Source organism: Marinomonas posidonica IVIA-Po-181 (assembly GCF_000214215.1).
Lineage (GTDB): Bacteria > Pseudomonadota > Gammaproteobacteria > Pseudomonadales > Marinomonadaceae > Marinomonas > Marinomonas posidonica.
Genome location: NC_015559.1, coordinates 1,785,001 through 1,803,843, shown reverse-complemented (window position 1 = coordinate 1,803,843; position 18,843 = coordinate 1,785,001). Strand labels below are relative to the sequence as shown.

Below are 18,843 nucleotides of genomic sequence, written 5' to 3'. Positions count from 1 at the left end.
GTGAGCAAGACTTTTTAACACAAAGGCAGGATGCCTAACGATCTCTTCAAGGAGTGAAGAATGTTTATTTACCGCGATGCCCAGCAAGGCTTTACCTTGCTTGAGCTAATGGTTGTGATTGCCATTATCTCTATTTTAGCCAGCCTTTCTGCGCCCACCTTTACACGCCAAATAGCCAAAGCCAAACTCATTGATGCCCAAAACATAGGCACCCAACATCAAGCGATTGTAGAAGAATTCATCTTATTAAATGGCCATTTCCCAAGTAGCGAGGAATTTACCCTCTACAAACGCACTTTAGCTGACGACTCGATCGTTAAAAACCTTAGTGTAAAGAACCAAAACAAAGTCAGTGGGGATCTAGTATTAACCCTGAATGACAGCACCGAAATCAATGAGGGCCAAGTAATCACCTATCAACGTGATAGCAACCGCAACTGGTCATGCCTCTCCGATATAAATGAGCAAATTCTGCCTCAGCAATGCGCCTCTAGTATCGGAGAAGAAAAATGACGCTAGAAGAAATATTAACCACCGCGATTCAAGCAGGTGCGACCGACATACACATTCAGCAAACCAATCATGCTCTTCAGATTTATCAAAGACAATTTGGCTTACTTAGTAAAATAACTGAACTGGCTTCTAGCGAAGGTTTACTGAACCGAATCAAAATGAAGGCCAATTTGGATCTCTCAGAATCTCGGCGAACTCAGGAAGGTCAATTTACCTTTTGCGAAAAAGACAAAACGACCTTTATTCGAGTCAGCATCATTGCCACAGTAAAAGGTGAGAAAGTCGCTCTCCGCCTATTACCCGAAAAGCAGCAATTGAGCTTACACCAAATAGGCTTGCCTAAGACCATCTTCAGCCAACTGAAAACCGCCATACATTCAGCCAGTGGCTTAATCTTAGTCTGTGGTGCAACTGGTGCAGGAAAGAGCACCACTCTCTACGCCTGCCTAGAAGCCTTAAATACGGGACAAAAAAGTATTTTTACGATTGAGGACCCTGTCGAATATGAATTACCTGGGTTATTTCAATGCGAACCTAACCCAGCCATCGGTCTTAACTCAGCAGCCTTACTAAAGTCATTTTTACGACAAGATCCTGACATCATAATGCTAGGGGAAATTCGAGATGCCATTACCGCAAATTTAGCCGTTAATGCAGCACTAACCGGACACCTTGTTTTAGCCACATTGCATACTAACTCGGCTTTTGATGCTATTCATCGGTGTCATGCTTGGCAAGTTGATTTTTTCTCTCTGGCCAGCTCCTTAAAGCTCATTATTCATCAATCCATGCAATATCAAGATCAAGGGCAACATGCCGTTTTTAGTGCATTAAAGCCCCTCTGGAGCGATCGCATGCCAGACACTTACGACACTCTAATCCACTCAAACCATCTCTGGCATGCCATGAATCACACATAGGCTTTCATATGACTTGGTTCAAAGTGATATTTTATGATAAACGAGAAGAGATTCACCAAGACAACTCTGAAACCGAGCTCGTTTTGGCGCTAATGGCCCAAGGTAAATGGCCATTGAGTATCAAGGAATGGCAACCAACCTATCTCAACTATGTCTCTTTATTAACCTTCTATAAAGAAATTGATAGCGCACTGCAATCCGGTCTGCAACTCACAGAGGCAATAGAACATCTAGCCTTAGCATCACGAACAGATTCTCTTACAGAGATAAATAAAGCGTTATTAAGTGAACTAAACAACGGAAAAAACTTCAACTTGAGTCTCAGCCGTTTATGCCTAAACATTGCCTCGCCATATTGTCGGCTTATTAATGCAAAAGGCTCCCGAGAAGACTGTCAACAGAGCTTAACGACATCCATTTTGCAGCTGACCTCTTTACTGGACTGGTCTACACGTATTTTTAAAGCCATCCTATATCCTTTTTGCATCATTCAAATCGCTCTAATCATTTCATTAGCCAATCAATTCTGGCAGCTTACATCAGACCAAAACCCTGTTATCGAAATGCTTCCGATGGTGTCAGTTTATGCCTTAACCAGCTTTGTTCAGCTCTATGCCTTGCTTTCCTTACACAATGGAAAAGCCTGTTCTTGGCTTGAAAAAGTCAGTATCACGTTTCGCCTAACCAAGATTTTTTCTTTGCTATCAACAGCAAGACACACAGGAACAACTTTGCAGCAAACGCTTCAACAAATGCACCTCTATTTAAATCACTCTGCCACGATTGATGAGATTCTCTGTGCCTACTATCAACTCAAACTTGGACGAAATTATACCAATAGCTTTCCCAGTCATTGGTTTCCCGATGAAGCCGCCATTGCACTTTACTCAGCAGAGCAGGATGGGGATTTAGATCGTGCGTTATTTATTGCCGCCAAAAAACACGAGCAAAATTGGCAAAAAAAGATAGATTTGCTCGAAAAACTCATCCCTGCTCTTTGCCTTTTAATGGCCGGGAGTTTTGTCGCTTCCGCACTTGTTAGCATTTACGCCCCTTTGTTAAATTTACCTTAAAGGAAAAGCATGGACTGTATTCGTTATGCTTTATATCTCATCTTTGTTTTAAGCCTTGGTAGCTTTTCCGGTGCATACTGTTATCGTTGGCCAAAACAACAACACTTAAATTGGCAAAAAGAAGCAAAGCTCATATTAGGCATTCCCCCTAAAACCATAAATAGCCCCTACCCCAAACATTCCCGTTGTCCTTCCTGCCAACACAGACTGTCTATTTGGGATCTCATTCCTATTTTGAGTTTTGTATTGCTTCGCCGGCGCTGCCGTTATTGTCTGCAGAAGATTTCAGCTCGTTATACCATCATCGAGCTGACTCACTTAATGGCATGTGCGGCACTGCCATTTTTGATTTATGAGCTTTACGCTTTAATCCTTTACAGTCTACTCATCAGTGCCTTAATAACAGCGTCCTTCATCGACAGTGAACACTATCTATTACCAGACGAATGTCTATTAGTCGCAATTATTTGCGCTTTTCTAACACAACTTAATTCAGTTCAACTATCTAATCATGTGCTGGGGGCCATCATTGGCTTTTTAGTAATATATGGCCTTGGAAAATTATATTCTCGATTTCGAAAGCAAACCGGCATTGGAATTGGCGATGCGAAATTAACAGCCGTTTTAGGAGCTTGGCTCGGTTTTTTGCACCTTCCTGACATACTATTTTGTGCATGTATACTCGGAATCTTATACACTGTCATTAGAGTGAAACAAAAAGTAAACTTAATTGCGTTTGGACCCTTTTTAACGTTTTCGGGCATTTTCTTATTTTACATAAAGATATTATGACAGCAGTTCCTATCATTGGTTTAGCCGGCGGCATTGGCTCCGGAAAAAGCACCATTGCAACCTTATTTAATCAACTTGGTATTGAAAGCATTGATGCTGACGATGTCGCCCGACAAGTCGTCGAGCGCGGCACACCAGCACTCACAAAAATACACCAGCGATTTGGTGATGACATTCTTCTTGAAGATGGCACTCTTGACCGTCGAGCTTTACGACAGATTGTGTTTAGTCAACCGGAGGAAAAAGCCTGGTTAGAAAGTGTTACCCATCCTGCCATAAGAGAATCCTTAAGCGAGGCTTTACAAGCAGCAAAGTCAGACTATGTTTTATTGGTTCACCCCTTGCTGTTTGAAACCCAGCAAAACAAAATGTGCCGCCATGTTATCGCGATTGATACGCCCAAAGAGATTCAAATTCAAAGAGTCATGAATCGCGACCATATTAATGAAGAAACCACTCTAAGTATTATCAATTCACAGTTAAGCAATCAGACTAGACTTGATAAAGCAGATTTAGTCCTTGAAAATGCTGGAAATATTAATGAGATGAATGCTAAAGTTTTAAACATGCACGAAACAATTTTAAGGTTGATCAAATGATAGAGAATACGAGTTTTATTGCTTGCCCAACCTGTCAAATAAAATCCGCATGGTCTAATGATAACCCCGATCGACCTTTTTGCAGTGCTCGCTGTAAATTAATTGATCTTGGTGAGTGGGCCAGTGAGTCCTATGCCATACCTCAGCAGACGTCTGAGGAAGATGAAATTTTCTCCGAAGACTTAGCCGCAAATCCTAATAAGTCTTTTTTATGATGTTTAGAGTGGGAATGTAATATTTTATGGCTCAGCAAGATTTTTCTCAGAAAAAAGCACTCTTGATTGAGGACATGGCAGAAGCTCGAATCATGCAGCGAAAAATGCTAACCGATTTTGGTTTCACTTCGATCGATATCGCCATGAAAGCCGAAACAGCCATTGAACTGCTTCGCAGTAAATCATTTGATGTCATCCTATCGGATTACAACTTAGGGAAAGGCAAGGATGGCCAACAGCTGCTCGAAGAAGTTCGCCATTCAGCATTGATACCTAATACTGCGACCTATTTAATGGTGACGGCAGAAACCTCTATTGAAATGGTCATGGGCGCAATTGAATACCAACCAGATGGTTACGTCACCAAGCCTTTCTCTCAGGCTATGCTACAACGTCGACTTAATAAACTTCTAGAAACCAAAGAACGCCTCTATAAAGTCAACTTGGCACTGGATAACAAAGAATATGAGACGGCCGTTAATGAAGCCAAAATCGTGATGGAGAAATACCCTTCTTTAGAGGGAAAATGTGAACGCATTATGGGCGATTGTTATTTAGAGTTAAAAGACTATAAAAAAGCCCTCTCTCTATTTAATAAAACCATTAAAAGTCGCAAAATGCCTTGGGCTTTATTTGGCAAAGCCAAATCCTATTACTTAATGGATGAGCTTGAAAAAGCGGAAAAACTGCTACATCAGTTGATGCTAGACAACCGTTTTTTTGTCAGTGCTTATGACTGGTTGGCTAAAGTATTGTTAAAACAAGACAAAGTCGCTGAGGCCCAATCCGCCTTAATTGAAGCCATCACCAAGTCACCTAAAAACATCTTACGTCAAATGGAACTGGGACGTATTAGCTTACTACTAGGGGACAGTATTACCTCGGAAATGGCCTATCGCAAAGCCGTTTTTCTCGCAAAACATTCTTGCTATAACACTTCTGAGGTGTATTTAAAGCATTTGGAATCATTGGCTAGAATCGCAGATAATGGCCCTCTGATCCCTCGTCAAAAAGACAATTTCGACAGCACCCTAAAAAAAATCCACGATGGATTTTTTGATGAGCCAGACTGCAGAGCAAAAGCCTATGAATACGAAATGGACATTTGTATTGCGGATAATGAAATTTCAACCGCTAAGCAAATTTTTGAGGTTTGGCTTAGTGATGTTAGCTCGGCCACCGCAACCGCGCCTAGCAAAGAGCAAACCGACCGTTATTCAAATGCATTTGGAAGCTAACCGAGATGGAAAAAGTCAATATAAGCACCATTTTAGCCAGCGCTATTCATGAGAGTAAAAATCAAGTGGGCACTCTGCTCTACCAGTTACAGACAGTCAAAGAAAGTTTGGGTAATGAGGCGCCTCAAAACAGTAAAATTGTTCAAATTGAAGAGTCCCTAAAAAAGCTCAATGACGAATGGGTTGAATATTTATATCTATATCGTTTGGCCTCTGATGGGTATGAACTTCATCCAGACACCTTCCTAATGGAAGAGTTCTTGGACGACCAAGTATTTGCCCTATCCCCTTCCGCCACTGCAAAAGGACTTGAGCTAAGTTTTGAATGTGACTCTAAACTCACAGGTTGCTTTGATGAACGCTTAATGACGGCCGTCGTCAGTACCGCTGTCTACAATGCCTTTCGCTATGCGAAAAGCAAAATTGTGTTAACTGCATTTCAAGACAAGGATTTTTTGATTATCAATGTAGAAGATGATGGGCCAGGCTTTGTTGATGACGAAGAACACCATCATGATACCTTATTAGATGACAACACGGGGTTAGGCTTATATTTTGCGGAACTCTCGGCCAACGCCCATACTTATGGCGAGGCTCATGGGCACATTGAAAAGTCGATATCTCGCTTTGGTGGAGCCTGTTTATCTGTGCACTTACCACAGATGTCATAATCCCATATTCTCACTGACACAATGCTGTTAGGCTTTTTTCAAATACTCAGTTAATCGCTGTCCCGCGTCCATAATATGCTTTTCGAGCAACAGCACGGCTTCCGTTTTTTTATGACACCTTATTAATTCCAACCACGCTCTGTGTTCTTCTTGACTATGATTGTGGTAACCCAAAGGCCCAAACTGAAAGCCAAGATAGCGACTGGCTTGAATATTTAGCACTTCAATGGCTCTCATTAACGTTGGACGGTGACAGGCTTGGTATATTGCATAATGAAAGCACCAATTCAATTCCCCGCGTTCTAATAAGGTTAAGTCAGTGGCTTCTAATTTTCGAAGATAAGAGTTTGCTTCATCCAAATGAGCAGGGACAATGTACTCAAAAGCAAACCCTAATGCCAAGCTTTCTAGTCTTGTTCGCATTAAAGCAAGGTCTTCCGCTTCTTTCCAGTCAAGTTCCGGGATCATTACTCCCGCCTTACCATGGGGCACTAGCCAAGCCTCGGCCTTCAAAGCCTGCAACGCATCACGAACAGGAATCCGGCTAACACCATAGCGCGCCGATAATACTGTTTGTCTTAAAGCCACTCCCATAGGTAATCGGTTATTTAAAATGTCTTCTTTAATTCTATGCGTTAATTCCATTTACCCTTACCTACGCGCCATTGTAGCTTGCTAATCAGCAAGCAAATAATACCGAATAGAATCCCCCAGAAAGCCGACGCGATACCGGCAAACGAAACACCAGATACAGTAACAAGAAAGGTGATCAAAGCCGCATCTCGAGTGCTGTCTTCAAACATGGCGGTTTTAAGATTCATTCCGATCGTACCCAACAGCGCAATTCCCGCAAGCGCAGCCACCATACTGGCAGGAAAGACAGCAAACAGACCAACGACAGAAACACCAGCTAGACCTGCAATTAGGTAAAACACACCCGCAGACAGTCCAGCGACATACCGCTTCTTAGGGTCTCTATGACACTCATCTCCAGAACAAATCGCCGCCGTAATCGCCGCAAGATTAAAGGCAAAACCACCTGCCGGAGCCAATACAGCAGAGGTTAATCCCGTCCAACTAATCAAAGGTGACACAGGAGTTTGATAGCCACTACTTCTCATAACCGCCACACCCGGTATATTTTGTGACGTCATAGTCACAATAAACAAGGGAATCCCCACACCTATGAGCGCGCTCAATTTCCATTCAGGAAACACCCAAATTAACTGACCAAATTGCATAGGAATCATTGAAAAAACAGCCTGCTCTGAACGGCCAAGTACACACATAACACCTGCAAGTAAAACCAACAGAACAGCGTATCTAGGCATTAAACGTTTAGCGACTAAATACACCAACAGCATAATCGCAACCATAAAAACATCTTCTGCCATGGAGGTAAAAATAGACAAGCCAAATTGAAATAAAACACCTGCCAACATGGCACAAGCAATAGGCAAAGGTACCCAATTCATTAACTTATCAAACAAGCCAGACATTCCTACTAAGCAACCTAAGAGCCCTGCGAATATAAAAACACCAATTGCTTCTGGATAACTGACGTCACCTAAACTGGTTGCCAGCAAAGCCGCACCTGGAGTAGACCAAGCGGTAATCACAGGCGTTTTGTACCATAAGGATAAAAAGAAACAAGTGGCCCCCATCCCAATACCGAGCACCATGATCCAAGAGACAATGATATCCTCACTTGCTCCTGCCGCTTGTGCCGCTTGAAAAACAATGGCAACAGAACTGGCAAAGCCAATTAATACCGCCACAAACCCAGCCACCATTGCACTCAGACTAAAATCGTTAAGAATTGATCGCACTTCCGCCACCCAAATAAAGACTTAAGTCGTTACTATACGAGGAATAAAGTTAAAAATGTATACATTTTTAACTTTATTCTAAACCCCATGGACTCACACCAATTAAGACTCGCAACGAATAATGCACCTCAAACAAACTCTCATGACAGACACCACAAACCATTAAAGTTAAATCTCAAAGGCCAAAACACGGGATGAGTTATGAAAATAGAAATGAAAAATAGACCATGAAGGCCAATCTAAGGAAAGGAATTATGATATTGACATATAGCCAATCAAACCTAATGAAAATCCCAGAACGGCACCTAAAGGTGGACCCCAATGCTTTTCTAAGACAGCTTGAGGGGCAATATCTTGAAATACAATATAGAGAATACCACCTGCCGAAAAAAGCATAATAGCAGAAATAATGTTGTGCCATTCAGATAGCCAGATGTACGCAATCATACCTGAGATCGGACCTGTCAACGCCAATAAGAAAAATAAGATTAAAACCGTCTTAACAGAATAAGCTCGAGTATGTCGTAACTCTCGAAATGCATTAAAGCCTTCTGGAATATTTTGCATAATAATCAACAAAGTAATGAGAAAGGCGTCACGGCTACCCATAGCAACAGAGGCCCCTAATGCAAGTGATTCGGGAATAAAATCAGACAACATTGCAATTAGTTGGCTCATTGAAGAACCACTTTTTGAAAGGGAATAATCCAGTAACATAAAACTAATGCCGCCCAATACAAAAATGGCGGCAGCTTGAATGGGATGAAAACTAGAAATACCTTCTGGCACCAACACCAAAGCCACTGCAGACATTAAGGCACCACCACCAAAAGCAGTGATACCATGAAGGATTTCTCTTTCTAACCAAACAGGTTTAATGTGAAGAAAGTGGGCAATGATCGCTCCTGCGGGCATGGCTATGCCCGCAAAAAATGTAAGAAAAAAAGCCTGCTGTAACGGCACCATTAATCGTCTTCCTAAACCGTCGGCATAATCTAATTACTGTATCAAATTTAACCTTTATAAAAAATGTAACGATCGATATTGACCTAAACATCCGCCTCACGAAGCAAAAAAAGCCTAAGTTCGCACTGGCATTACGCAACCATTTTGATCAAATCATCTAAGCACATTCATTAACCGATTAATTCATCATTGAGATCATCTTGAGTTTCTTGAACTTGACGAGTTTTCACACCTTCTAACGTAAGAGAATCCATCAGTCTCGCCAATTCGGTAACACAATCAGGCTGACTTTCAGATGTATCCAAATTGATCGCCACATTACAGACATGAACCCCCTCTTTTACAGAGTCTGTAGTTTCAATACGAACAATGTCATACACTAGCTCAGCAATTGTAATCTCATGCGCTTTAGAAGTTGGCATTGAGACACTCACTCGACATTTATTGAATAACCTTATCTGATCAGTGTAAGCCACTTCAAATAACATACCTGAGCTACTAATATTTTTGATCTTGCCCAACACAGCATCCTGAGAATTAAATGACACCTGAAAGCGGTGAGCTGGCAGATTCGAAATTCGAGCATTACGCCTTTGTTCGGAGCCATACCAAGCGCGACGTATAGCATCCTCTAATCTCTCAGGAGTGAAAGGCTTAACCAAGTATTGGGTAACCCCTTTCTCAATCGCATCCATGACAAAGCTTTTGCTGTCTTCAGATGCCATCATAATGAAAGGGGTATTTTTGAGTTTTGGATGGTTTCGTATAAAGGAAAGTAATTGAAATCCATCTAAATGCGGCATATCCAAATCGGAAATAACCACATCAACAGCTTGTTTTTGCAAAATAAACTTCGCTGTTAGTCCATTGACAGCAGACAATATTCTTTGACTTCCCAGTTGGTCATAAATGGTGCTTTTCACAACCGAGCGTACAGATTGACTGTCATCAGCAATCAAAAAACTAACATTTTTCATTTATTTTCCTTTGAAATACGCTAATGAAGAAAAATAACCAGACGGATTATACTATCACCAAATATAGCGGAATGTATCTGAGAAATGAGTTTAAAATGTGAATAATTCCTTTTATATTAATTAGTTATAACAATAAAAACTTATATAAAAGATCTACTAACGTTATGACAAATTAGGCTTTTTTGACAAAGTGAGCAGACACTAACATTTCATCTACACCAACGACACAACAGTCTAACTAAATGATTTTTTCCTTCCTTGATAGGCTTTAAGCTTCTTAATTAAAGTTACCTTATCGCCCTCCTCTAACCAATTGACAATAGCGTCTTTTATTGTAACTGCCTCATCTGTGTCGCTGACAACCATATGATTCCATCCATGAGCATATCTAAGACACTTTAGTGAGGCTTGCTCTTTATAAACATAGTCAGAATAACAATTAGGTCAAGATGGTAACGACATTATGGATCTCATATTTCAATTAAATTCAGTCAGTTACTGAGCAAATTTGTCATAGTTCAACTCAAACCAACAGTGAATTAGTATTGCTTGTAAGCTTCCTATTTCAAAGAAACTGTCAGTTTTTTGTACAGATTGCACAAAACGGAACACATCGTTCCACCAAACAAATAAGAACAAATGCAATAATGAGAACAGTTAACATTTAAACTATCTTTTAACTTTAGAATCTATCATCATATAAATATTAATAATAGGAGCTCCCCCAGCAATGTCAAAAAAAAGCATAATGACGATGACAGTTTTAGCTGTCGCCATTTCCAATGCAAGCTTTGCAGAAGAACAACTTGACAGCCTAGTGATTACGGCATCTGGTTTTGAACAAGACACAGCGGAAGCACCAGCATCCATTAGTGTCATTACTGCAGAGGACATAGAAAAAGGCGCTTACCGAGATCTTGCAGACGTCATTGAAAGTGTTCCAGGTGTTCAAATAGCAAGAACCACTGGCGGTAGCAATATCCAGATGCGAGGTTTAGAACCAGATTACACGCTTTTCTTAATTGATGGCAGACCTCAAAGTTCTAGAGACTCACGGGAAAAAACAGCGGATGGTTATGATCATGAGTGGATGCCACCGTTGTCCTTGATCGAGAGAATTGAAGTCGTTAGAGGCCCAATGTCAACCCTCTATGGCTCCAGTGCGATGGGTGGCGTCATAAACATTATTACGAAAAAACACACAGACGAATGGCACGGCAATCTCCATCATGAAGTCATTTCTGCTGAAGGCAGTGAATTTAATAATTCTAAAACCTCTACTATTGCACTGTCTGGTCCCGTTATTCCTAATGTCCTAAGCGCCCAATTGAGTGTCGAGTATTACGATCAAGAAGAAGATGATATTGATGACGGCAATCCTGAAAAAGAAATCAACAGCTACAACGCAAAATTTAACTTTCTTGCAAATAAAAACCATGATTTCAGTGTAGATTTAAGCAAAACTGAACAAAATAGAATATTCACTCTTAATAAATCAACTACTAGTAGTAGAACTGCTGGCGAGCAAGAGAATGAAAAAGAGTCTTTTGCCCTAACTCACACTGGGCGCTATGACGATATTACTGAAAACAGTTTTATTCAGATAGATTCTACTAATAACATCACAGATGAGTCTAAAATTAATAACACTCAAGTCAGCTCTAGTTGGGTTGTACCTACAGAGAACAACACTACAACAGCTGGTGTTAGTTATATTAACGCAGACTTAGAAGATAACGGTAATCAGGCTTCAAGTGGCCTAACTGAACTGTCAAACAATCAACTCTCAGCATTTATTGAAGATGAGTGGTACATGACAGAGAAATTTTCGCTAATTACTGGTCTCAGAGCAGATAAAAACGAAAACTTCAAGAATCATTTAAGTCCTAAAGTATATGGAGTCTTCTCTATTAATGATAGCTGGACTCTAAAAGGGGGTGTTTCTACAGGGTATAAAGCTCCTAAGCTTAGACAACTTTCTAGCGATTGGGCAATTTCCTCCTCAGGCAGAGACACTTACGGTAATTCGGATTTAAAAGCAGAGTCTTCTGTCAGCAGCGAAATCAGTGCCATTTTTAATAACAACGTGCTGATGGCGAGCATCACGGTTTTTGATAATCAATTTGAAGACAAGATTGAAAGAGATGACTGTACTGTCGATAGCTGTCCTAGCGAGGCAACAACGACTGGAAGTCGCCTAGATCGTGTATGGGTTAATATTGATGAAGCGAAAACACAAGGGGTTGAAATTAGCAGCAAACTCTTAGTAACAAAAAGCGTTTCGACTTCACTAAGCTATACCTACACAGATTCTGAACAGTTAACTGGCGATAATAAAGGCTCTCCTCTAACGAGTGTGCCACTTCATATGGCTACTGCCTCTTTTGATTGGTCTGTAAACGAAAAACTAAAGGTATGGACTAGCTATACTTACTATGGTGAAGCCAATGAAGAAGATGAACCAACACCTTCTTACGATTTAGTAGACTTAGGTGCTAACTACATTATTAATGACAACTTGAAAATCAGTCTTGGTATGAATAACGCACTTGATGAAGAGTTCACAGATGAAGAATACGGCTTTGTTGATCATGGACGTGAATACTGGGTAGCTTTAGACGCTTCATTCTAAAACAAGATTCTTAGTACTATTCAAAGCCTCGATGAAATATTTCTCGAGGCTTTTTTTATTATAACTGACTTGCATCAAATAAGCTTACCTCTAATAAATTCGCACACTAGGATCTGCGATGGATCAGCCTTCTATCAAACACTCTATTCATTCCCTACAAACATAAAAAAATGCTTAAGAAAATACCAATTCACGCTGTAACGTAATGCCGTAATAATAAGCATAACGAATGATGACATAAACAATCACAAGAGTAGCGACGGCAAGCTCGACCTCTGCGCCCCCCCCCAAAAGACGAGTCACAGAAACATCCACCCCCCATGCAATACACTGCGCTTGAACTTTAAACAAAGCCGTCGCACCAATTGCCAAAGGAAAAGTAAAGGCGGCATAACCCGGGCTAAAAGGCAGTCTTAATAAACGCAACGAAAATCGATAAATCACGGCTGTTTTCACTAGCGAGATGACCAATAGAACCAATACAATCCATTTAGATGGCATATATACAACCGTTAGATAACCCGTCAAACATACACTGGCAGGCGCTGCCATAATGGCAAGAGTTGGTTTGGCGTTATCAGGTAATGCCCCACAATATCTCAAGCGATATAACATTAGTGGCAAAAGAACCAAATAACATGCTATGCCAAACCAAAAAATGCCTTCAGCAAAGGGTTGAAATAAAAATGTTGGATAACTAATCACCGCAACAATGATACCCACTGGTGGCACAAACCAGCTTGGCACCATATCCATCAGCGAAAAGTTCTTGTATCTGTGGTAAACAAAGGTGGCAAGACACACCGTATGAATCACAATGGCAAACAACCACAAAGTTACTGCCAACCTAGGCATAAAGTCATGGAGCGACATGGTAATTACCATGAGCGCCATCGCAAACGTTGGTACCACACTTCCGACGACAGGATGTTGTAAATCCTGTATCAATAATTTAGGGTGTAACAAAAATTTGCCGACCAACACCATCAGTAAAAAAGCACCAATAGTGGCTGCTAAATAGGGTAGAAAAGAAGACTTTTGAATAACAAAATGCCAGCTACAACCTAAACTGGCAATACCCAGAGCAAGACCCGCCATGGGGGTTGGTGCAAAAGACAATCTATGACGCAATCGTTTAAACATAACCTGACTCCAAGTTATCAATTAGGGATAAGATTATGGTAAAAGGAGATATGTAATTATAAAATCTAAACATTTTTAACAAAGTGTTTGGTTTAACTAAACGAAACTTCAATAAGACTCAAGCAAATGAAAATTACACTACAACAAATCCGAGTGTTCTCCGCCGTGGCTCGTCACGGTAATTTAACCTCAGCAGCCGAAGTGCTTTGCCTGAGTAAAGGCGCTCTATCTCAATCACTTCAACAACTTGAAAGTCATTTAGACACCCCCTTGTTTGATCGTGCTCACCCACGCCTTCAACTCAATCAACAAGGTAAACGCTTATTACCTATGGCTGATGAATTAATTGGACGAGCTGGCGACATTGAGCGTACCTTCGGCAAACACATAGATAACCTAGGCGCCCTTCATATTGGTGCCAGCCAAACAATTGGTAATTATTTGCTACCATACTTACTGGCAGAACAAGACGTCCAACAGCAGCAGGAAACCAAGGTCACTATCACCAATAGCCAAACCTTATGCAAAATGCTACTTAACTTTGAGTTAGACATGGCACTAATAGAGGGGCAACATAGCCACCAAGCACTCACCACAACCCCCTGGATTCAAGATACTATGTTACTGGTTTGCTCAGCAGAACATCCTTTAGCGCAAAAAGCATCGATCACCTTCAATGAACTAAACAATCAAAATTGGGTATTGCGGGAAACGGCCTCAGGCAGCCGACAACAGTTCGAGAGACGTATTCGTCCTGCCTTAAGCGATATCACATCCGTATTAGAACTAAGCAGTTTAGAGTCCGTATTACTAGCGGTAGAAAGAGGCTTAGGAGTCAGCTTTATTTCCAACCTAGCAGCGAAAGACAAACTGGACATGGGTCGGATTCATAAAATAAATATCGAGCAAAACTTCCCTCGTCAATTACACCTTGTCTGGCATAAACAAAAATACTTAACAGGGCGATTACAGCATTTTAGCCAATTTCTAAAAGACTGGGGCGAACAATACAATTTGTCATAATGCTATTGCCTTGATTCGCTCTTTTAACGGCACTCAATGATCCCATTGTTTTCATCGTCACTTATTATTCTTACACTAGCTCACAACAGCTATAGGTTTACTAATTATTTCTGCCCTCTCATAAGCGACTTTGTCTACCAGATACAAGCTAGCAAGATCCTACGCAACATAAGTCGCTGACGACATCAGTGGTATAAGACGTTGCTGTTTCGGATCCAGTTTTGTCTGGGGAGATTAGAGCGCTGAGGATATTAAAAACGACGACCACAATGATCTGACGCTGCGCTTCATCCTGCTTTGCAGCGCCATTCGGCGTCCTGAGCTGGTTCCTTCGGAACATCGCTCAGTCACATGGATCCAGAAGTAGTGAGGAGATACGTGACGTGGTTCTAAACGAAAAAACCCCGCCCTGCTTCGCAGGACGGGGTTCTTTTCATTTTAAAGCTTGACGACGACCTACTCTCACATGGGATCCCCCACACTACCATCGGCGATGGCGCTTTTCACTTCTGAGTTCGGGATGGGATCAGGTGGTTCAACGCCTCTATGATCGTCAAGCAATTCGGTTTGCGTATCGTTTCGGTTCGAGTTCTTCTACTCTGCAACCAAAACACGCGAATACGTTGCTTGGATCTTTAACAATTCATTTTGAAATAACGTGGATCAAGTGTTAAACCGGATCGTAATCTATGTGCCTGTTAATGAATCGCTCCATTATACAGTAAAACCACTTTGGTGTTATATGGTCAAGCCTCACGAGCAATTAGTATTGGTTAGCTCAATGCCTCACAGCACTTACACACCCAACCTATCAACGTCGTAGTCTTCAACGGCTCTTTAGGGAACTTATGTTCCAGTGAGATCTTATCTTGAGGGAGGCTTCCCGCTTAGATGCTTTCAGCGGTTATCCCGTCCGAACGTAGCTACCCGGCAATGCCACTGGCGTGACAACCGGAACACCAGAGGTTCGTCCACTCCGGTCCTCTCGTACTAGGAGCAGCTCCTCTCAAATCTCAAACGTCCACGGCAGATAGGGACCGAACTGTCTCACGACGTTCTAAACCCAGCTCGCGTACCACTTTAAATGGCGAACAGCCATACCCTTGGGACCGGCTTCAGCCCCAGGATGTGATGAGCCGACATCGAGGTGCCAAACACCGCCGTCGATGTGAACTCTTGGGCGGTATCAGCCTGTTATCCCCGGAGTACCTTTTATCCGTTGAGCGATGGCCCTTCCATACAGAACCACCGGATCACTAAGACCTACTTTCGTACCTGCTCGACGTGTCTGTCTCGCAGTTAAGCGTGCTTTTGCCTTTACACTCTATGCATGATTTCCGACCATGCTGAGCACACCTTCGTGCTCCTCCGTTACTCTTTGGGAGGAGACCGCCCCAGTCAAACTACCCACCACACAGTGTCCTCGATCCCGATAAGGGACCTGAGTTAGAACCTCAAACGTACCAGGGTGGTATTTCAAGATTGGCTCCAATAGAACTGGCGTCCTATCTTCAAAGCCTCCCACCTATCCTACACAAGTAGGTTCAAAGTTCACTGTGAAGCTATAGTAAAGGTTCACGGGGTCTTTCCGTCTAGCCGCGGATACACAGCATCTTCACTGCGATTTCAATTTCACTGAGTCTCGGGTGGAGACAGTGTGGCCATCGTTACGCCATTCGTGCAGGTCGGAACTTACCCGACAAGGAATTTCGCTACCTTAGGACCGTTATAGTTACGGCCGCCGTTTACTTGGGCTTCGATCAAGAGCTTCGCTTACGCTAACCCCATCAATTAACCTTCAAGCACCGGGCAGGCGTCACACCCTATACGTCCACTTTCGTGTTTGCAGAGTGCTGTGTTTTTAATAAACAGTCGCAGCCACCTGGTATCTTCGACCGACTAGTGCTTACGGAGCAAGTCCTTCACACCGGCCGGCGTACCTTCTCCCGAAGTTACGGTACCATTTTGCCTAGTTCCTTCACCCGAGTTCTCTCAAGCGCCTTGGTATTCTCTACCTGACCACCTGTGTCGGTTTGGGGTACGGTTCCTGTATATCTGAAGCTTAGAAGTTTTTCCTGGAAGCATGGCATCAACCACTTCGTCCAAAAGAGGACTCGTCATCAATTCTCAGCCTTAACAGGGTTCCGGATTTACCTAAAACCCCAGCCTACAACCTTAAACGCGGACAACCATCGCCGCGCTGGCCTAGCCTTCTCCGTCTCTCCATCGCAATATACACGAGTACAGGAATATTAACCTGTTTCCCATCGACTACGCATTTCTGCCTCGCCTTAGGGGCCGACTCACCCTGCCCTGATTAACATGGGACAGGAAACCTTGGTCTTCCGGCGGGGGAGTTTTTCACTCCCCTTATCGTTACTCATGTCAACATTCGCACTTCTGATACCTCCAGGATGCCTTACAGCTTTCCCTTCAACGGCCTACAGAACGCTCCTCTACCATCCAAGATAAATCTTGAATCCGTAGCTTCGGTGTACAGTTTGAGCCCCGTTATATCTTCCGCGCAGGCCGACTCGACTAGTGAGCTATTACGCTTTCTTTAAAGGATGGCTGCTTCTAAGCCAACCTCCTAGCTGTCTGAGCCTTCCCACATCGTTTCCCACTTAACTGTAACTTTGGGACCTTAGCTGACGGTCTGGGTTGTTTCCCTTTCCACGACGGACGTTAGCACCCGCTGTGTGTCTCCCGCGCTCATACTCATTGGTATTCGGAGTTTGCATGGGGTTGGTAAGTCGGGATGACCCCCTAGCCCAAACAGTGCTCTACCCCCAATGGCAATACGCGAGGCGCTACCTAAATAGCTTTCGAGGAGAACCAGCTATCTCCGAGCTTGATTAGCCTTTCACTCCTATCCACAAGTCATCCCCGGACTTTTCAACGTACGTGGGTTCGGTCCTCCAGTTAGTGTTACCCAACCTTCAACCTGCTCATGGATAGATCGCCCGGTTTCGGGTCTATTCCCAGCAACTAAACGCCCTATTAAGACTCGGTTTCCCTACGGCTCCACTATTCGCTTAACCTTGCTACTGAAAATAAGTCGTTGACCCATTATACAAAAGGTACGCAGTCACCGAATAAATCGGCTCCCACTGCTTGTACGTACACGGTTTCAGGATCTATTTCACTCCCCTCACAGGGGTTCTTTTCGCCTTTCCCTCACGGTACTGGTTCACTATCGGTCAGTCAGGAGTATTTAGCCTTGGAGGATGGTCCCCCCATGTTCAGACAGGATAACACGTGTCCCGTCCTACTCGTTTTCATTAAAATGGCGTTTTCGTATACGGGGCTATCACCCTCTACGGCAACCCTTTCCAGAGTCTTCTACTAACACCAAATCAACTTAAGGGCTAATCCCCTTTCGCTCGCCGCTACTTAGGGAATCTCGGTTGATTTCTTTTCCTCCGGGTACTTAGATGTTTCAGTTCCCCGGGTTCGCCTCCACACAGCTATGTATTCACTGTGGGATACTCTACAAGTAGAGTGGGTTTCCCCATTCGGACATCTCGGGATCAAAGTCTGTTTATCGACTCCCCCGAGCTTTTCGCAGATTACCACGTCCTTCATCGCCTCTGACTGCCAAGGCATCCACCGTGCACGCTTGGTCACTTGACCATATAACCCAAAATAGTTTCCACTCAGAAGAGTGTCATATTAAGAATCACATACCAAAGAAGCTTTTGTCTCTTCTCTGGATTTACGATAATAGAAAGTCACTAGGTTAAAGTGCTTTCCACCGGTTTAACGCTTGATTCATCGTTATTTCAAAATTCGAATTGTTAAAGAGCAAGTTTAGTGCAAAGCACTAAGTCAGAAACTAACCAACACAATGTGTTGTGATTAGTGTCTTGCTTAACACTTTGTCTAAAACGCTTTTAAGATAGGTTGCTATGAGAACTCATAGCCATCAGATAATTTGTGTGAACGCTCACCAGTGCTTCATATCGTTTAAGGAGGTGATCCAGCCCCAGGTTCCCCTAGGGCTACCTTGTTACGACTTCACCCCAGTCATTGACCACTCCGTGGTAACCGCCATCCCCGAAAGGTTAAGCTAGCTACTTCTGGAGCAATCAACTCCCATGGTGTGACGGGCGGTGTGTACAAGGCCCGGGAACGTATTCACCGTGGCATTCTGATCCACGATTACTAGCGATTCCGACTTCATGGAGTCGAGTTGCAGACTCCAATCCGGACTACGACGTACTTTATGGGATTTGCACACTCTCGCAAGTTA

15 protein-coding genes and 3 rRNA genes (1 of these 18 only partly in view) are annotated in these 18,843 nt (G+C 42.8%); 10 read left to right on the top strand and 8 right to left on the bottom strand.

The window, feature by feature from the left end; translation table 11 throughout:
• Positions 1 to 60 precede the first annotated feature (60 nt).
• The 8 genes from MAR181_RS08460 to MAR181_RS08425 are packed head-to-tail and all read left to right on the top strand — an operon-like array spanning position 61 to position 6,021.
• On the top strand, positions 61 to 513 hold the full coding sequence (locus MAR181_RS08460; protein ID WP_013796178.1) for a pilin: 453 nt from the start codon (positions 61 to 63) through the stop codon (positions 511 to 513).
• Positions 510 to 1,433 carry a GspE/PulE family protein gene (locus tag MAR181_RS08455; protein ID WP_013796177.1) on the top strand — a complete coding sequence of 308 codons (924 nt, stop codon included), beginning with the start codon at positions 510 to 512 and terminating at the stop codon, positions 1,431 to 1,433. Before MAR181_RS08460 ends, MAR181_RS08455 begins: the two co-directional genes overlap by 4 nt.
• An 8-nt stretch (positions 1,434 to 1,441) precedes the next feature.
• Entirely contained in the window at positions 1,442 to 2,506 is a 1,065-nt protein-coding gene (locus MAR181_RS08450) for a type II secretion system F family protein (RefSeq protein WP_013796176.1), read from the top strand.
• 9 nt (positions 2,507 to 2,515) lie between these two features.
• Positions 2,516 to 3,298 carry a prepilin peptidase gene (locus tag MAR181_RS08445; RefSeq protein WP_013796175.1) on the top strand — a complete coding sequence of 261 codons (783 nt, stop codon included), beginning with the start codon at positions 2,516 to 2,518 and terminating at the stop codon, positions 3,296 to 3,298.
• Positions 3,295 to 3,897 carry a dephospho-CoA kinase gene (gene coaE / locus MAR181_RS08440; RefSeq protein ID WP_013796174.1) on the top strand — a complete coding sequence of 201 codons (603 nt, stop codon included), beginning with the start codon at positions 3,295 to 3,297 and terminating at the stop codon, positions 3,895 to 3,897. Before MAR181_RS08445 ends, coaE begins: the two co-directional genes overlap by 4 nt.
• Complete coding sequence (locus tag MAR181_RS08435) at positions 3,894 to 4,112, top strand: DNA gyrase inhibitor YacG (protein ID WP_013796173.1); 219 nt, start codon at positions 3,894 to 3,896, stop codon at positions 4,110 to 4,112. Before coaE ends, MAR181_RS08435 begins: the two co-directional genes overlap by 4 nt.
• Before the next feature lie 26 nt (positions 4,113 to 4,138).
• A complete protein-coding gene (locus MAR181_RS08430; protein ID WP_013796172.1) occupies positions 4,139 to 5,350 on the top strand; it encodes a response regulator in 1,212 nt (403 codons plus the stop codon).
• 5 nt (positions 5,351 to 5,355) lie between these two features.
• Positions 5,356 to 6,021 carry a sensor histidine kinase gene (locus MAR181_RS08425; protein ID WP_013796171.1) on the top strand — a complete coding sequence of 222 codons (666 nt, stop codon included), beginning with the start codon at positions 5,356 to 5,358 and terminating at the stop codon, positions 6,019 to 6,021.
• A gap of 27 nt (positions 6,022 to 6,048) precedes the next feature.
• Here MAR181_RS08425 and MAR181_RS08420 read toward each other — a convergent pair whose 3' ends face one another.
• The 4 genes from MAR181_RS08420 to MAR181_RS08405 all read right to left on the bottom strand — a co-directional run bounded on the left by MAR181_RS08420 (position 6,049) and on the right by MAR181_RS08405 (position 9,793).
• Entirely contained in the window at positions 6,049 to 6,666 is a 618-nt protein-coding gene (locus MAR181_RS08420) for a GntR family transcriptional regulator (protein WP_013796170.1), read from the bottom strand.
• Entirely contained in the window at positions 6,657 to 7,850 is a 1,194-nt protein-coding gene (locus MAR181_RS08415; protein ID WP_013796169.1) for a benzoate/H(+) symporter BenE family transporter, read from the bottom strand. The genes MAR181_RS08420 and MAR181_RS08415 overlap by 10 nt, the downstream gene beginning before the upstream one ends.
• Positions 7,851 to 8,102: 252 nt before the next feature.
• Positions 8,103 to 8,816: a ZIP family metal transporter gene (locus MAR181_RS08410; RefSeq protein ID WP_013796168.1), complete on the bottom strand. Its 714-nt coding sequence runs from the start codon at positions 8,814 to 8,816 to the stop codon at positions 8,103 to 8,105.
• Between the two features lie 170 nt (positions 8,817 to 8,986).
• Positions 8,987 to 9,793, bottom strand: a complete 807-nt coding sequence (locus MAR181_RS08405; protein ID WP_013796167.1) for a response regulator — start codon at positions 9,791 to 9,793, stop codon at positions 8,987 to 8,989.
• Between the two features lie 730 nt (positions 9,794 to 10,523).
• Here MAR181_RS08405 and MAR181_RS08400 point away from each other — a divergent pair.
• Positions 10,524 to 12,425, top strand: a complete 1,902-nt coding sequence (locus tag MAR181_RS08400; protein WP_013796166.1) for a TonB-dependent receptor domain-containing protein — start codon at positions 10,524 to 10,526, stop codon at positions 12,423 to 12,425.
• Between the two features lie 174 nt (positions 12,426 to 12,599).
• Here the strand turns inward: MAR181_RS08400 and MAR181_RS08395 are convergent, their stop codons facing one another.
• Complete coding sequence (locus MAR181_RS08395; protein ID WP_013796165.1) at positions 12,600 to 13,568, bottom strand: TDT family transporter; 969 nt, start codon at positions 13,566 to 13,568, stop codon at positions 12,600 to 12,602.
• A gap of 126 nt (positions 13,569 to 13,694) precedes the next feature.
• Here MAR181_RS08395 and MAR181_RS08390 point away from each other — a divergent pair, with 126 nt between their 5' ends.
• Positions 13,695 to 14,591, top strand: a complete 897-nt coding sequence (locus tag MAR181_RS08390; RefSeq protein ID WP_013796164.1) for a LysR family transcriptional regulator — start codon at positions 13,695 to 13,697, stop codon at positions 14,589 to 14,591.
• Positions 14,592 to 15,034: 443 nt separating this feature from the next.
• On the opposite strand, the gene rrf is transcribed toward MAR181_RS08390, so the two are convergent.
• From rrf to MAR181_RS08375, 3 genes are all read right to left on the bottom strand, one after another.
• Positions 15,035 to 15,149: ribosomal RNA gene (gene rrf, locus MAR181_RS08385) — 5S ribosomal RNA — on the bottom strand.
• A 184-nt stretch (positions 15,150 to 15,333) separates the two neighbouring features.
• Positions 15,334 to 18,224: ribosomal RNA gene (locus tag MAR181_RS08380) — 23S ribosomal RNA — on the bottom strand.
• 334 nt (positions 18,225 to 18,558) lie between these two features.
• A 16S ribosomal RNA gene (locus tag MAR181_RS08375) occupies positions 18,559 to 18,843 on the bottom strand; it runs 1,255 nt beyond the window's last position.
• Together the 16S, 23S and 5S rRNA genes form the textbook arrangement of a ribosomal RNA operon.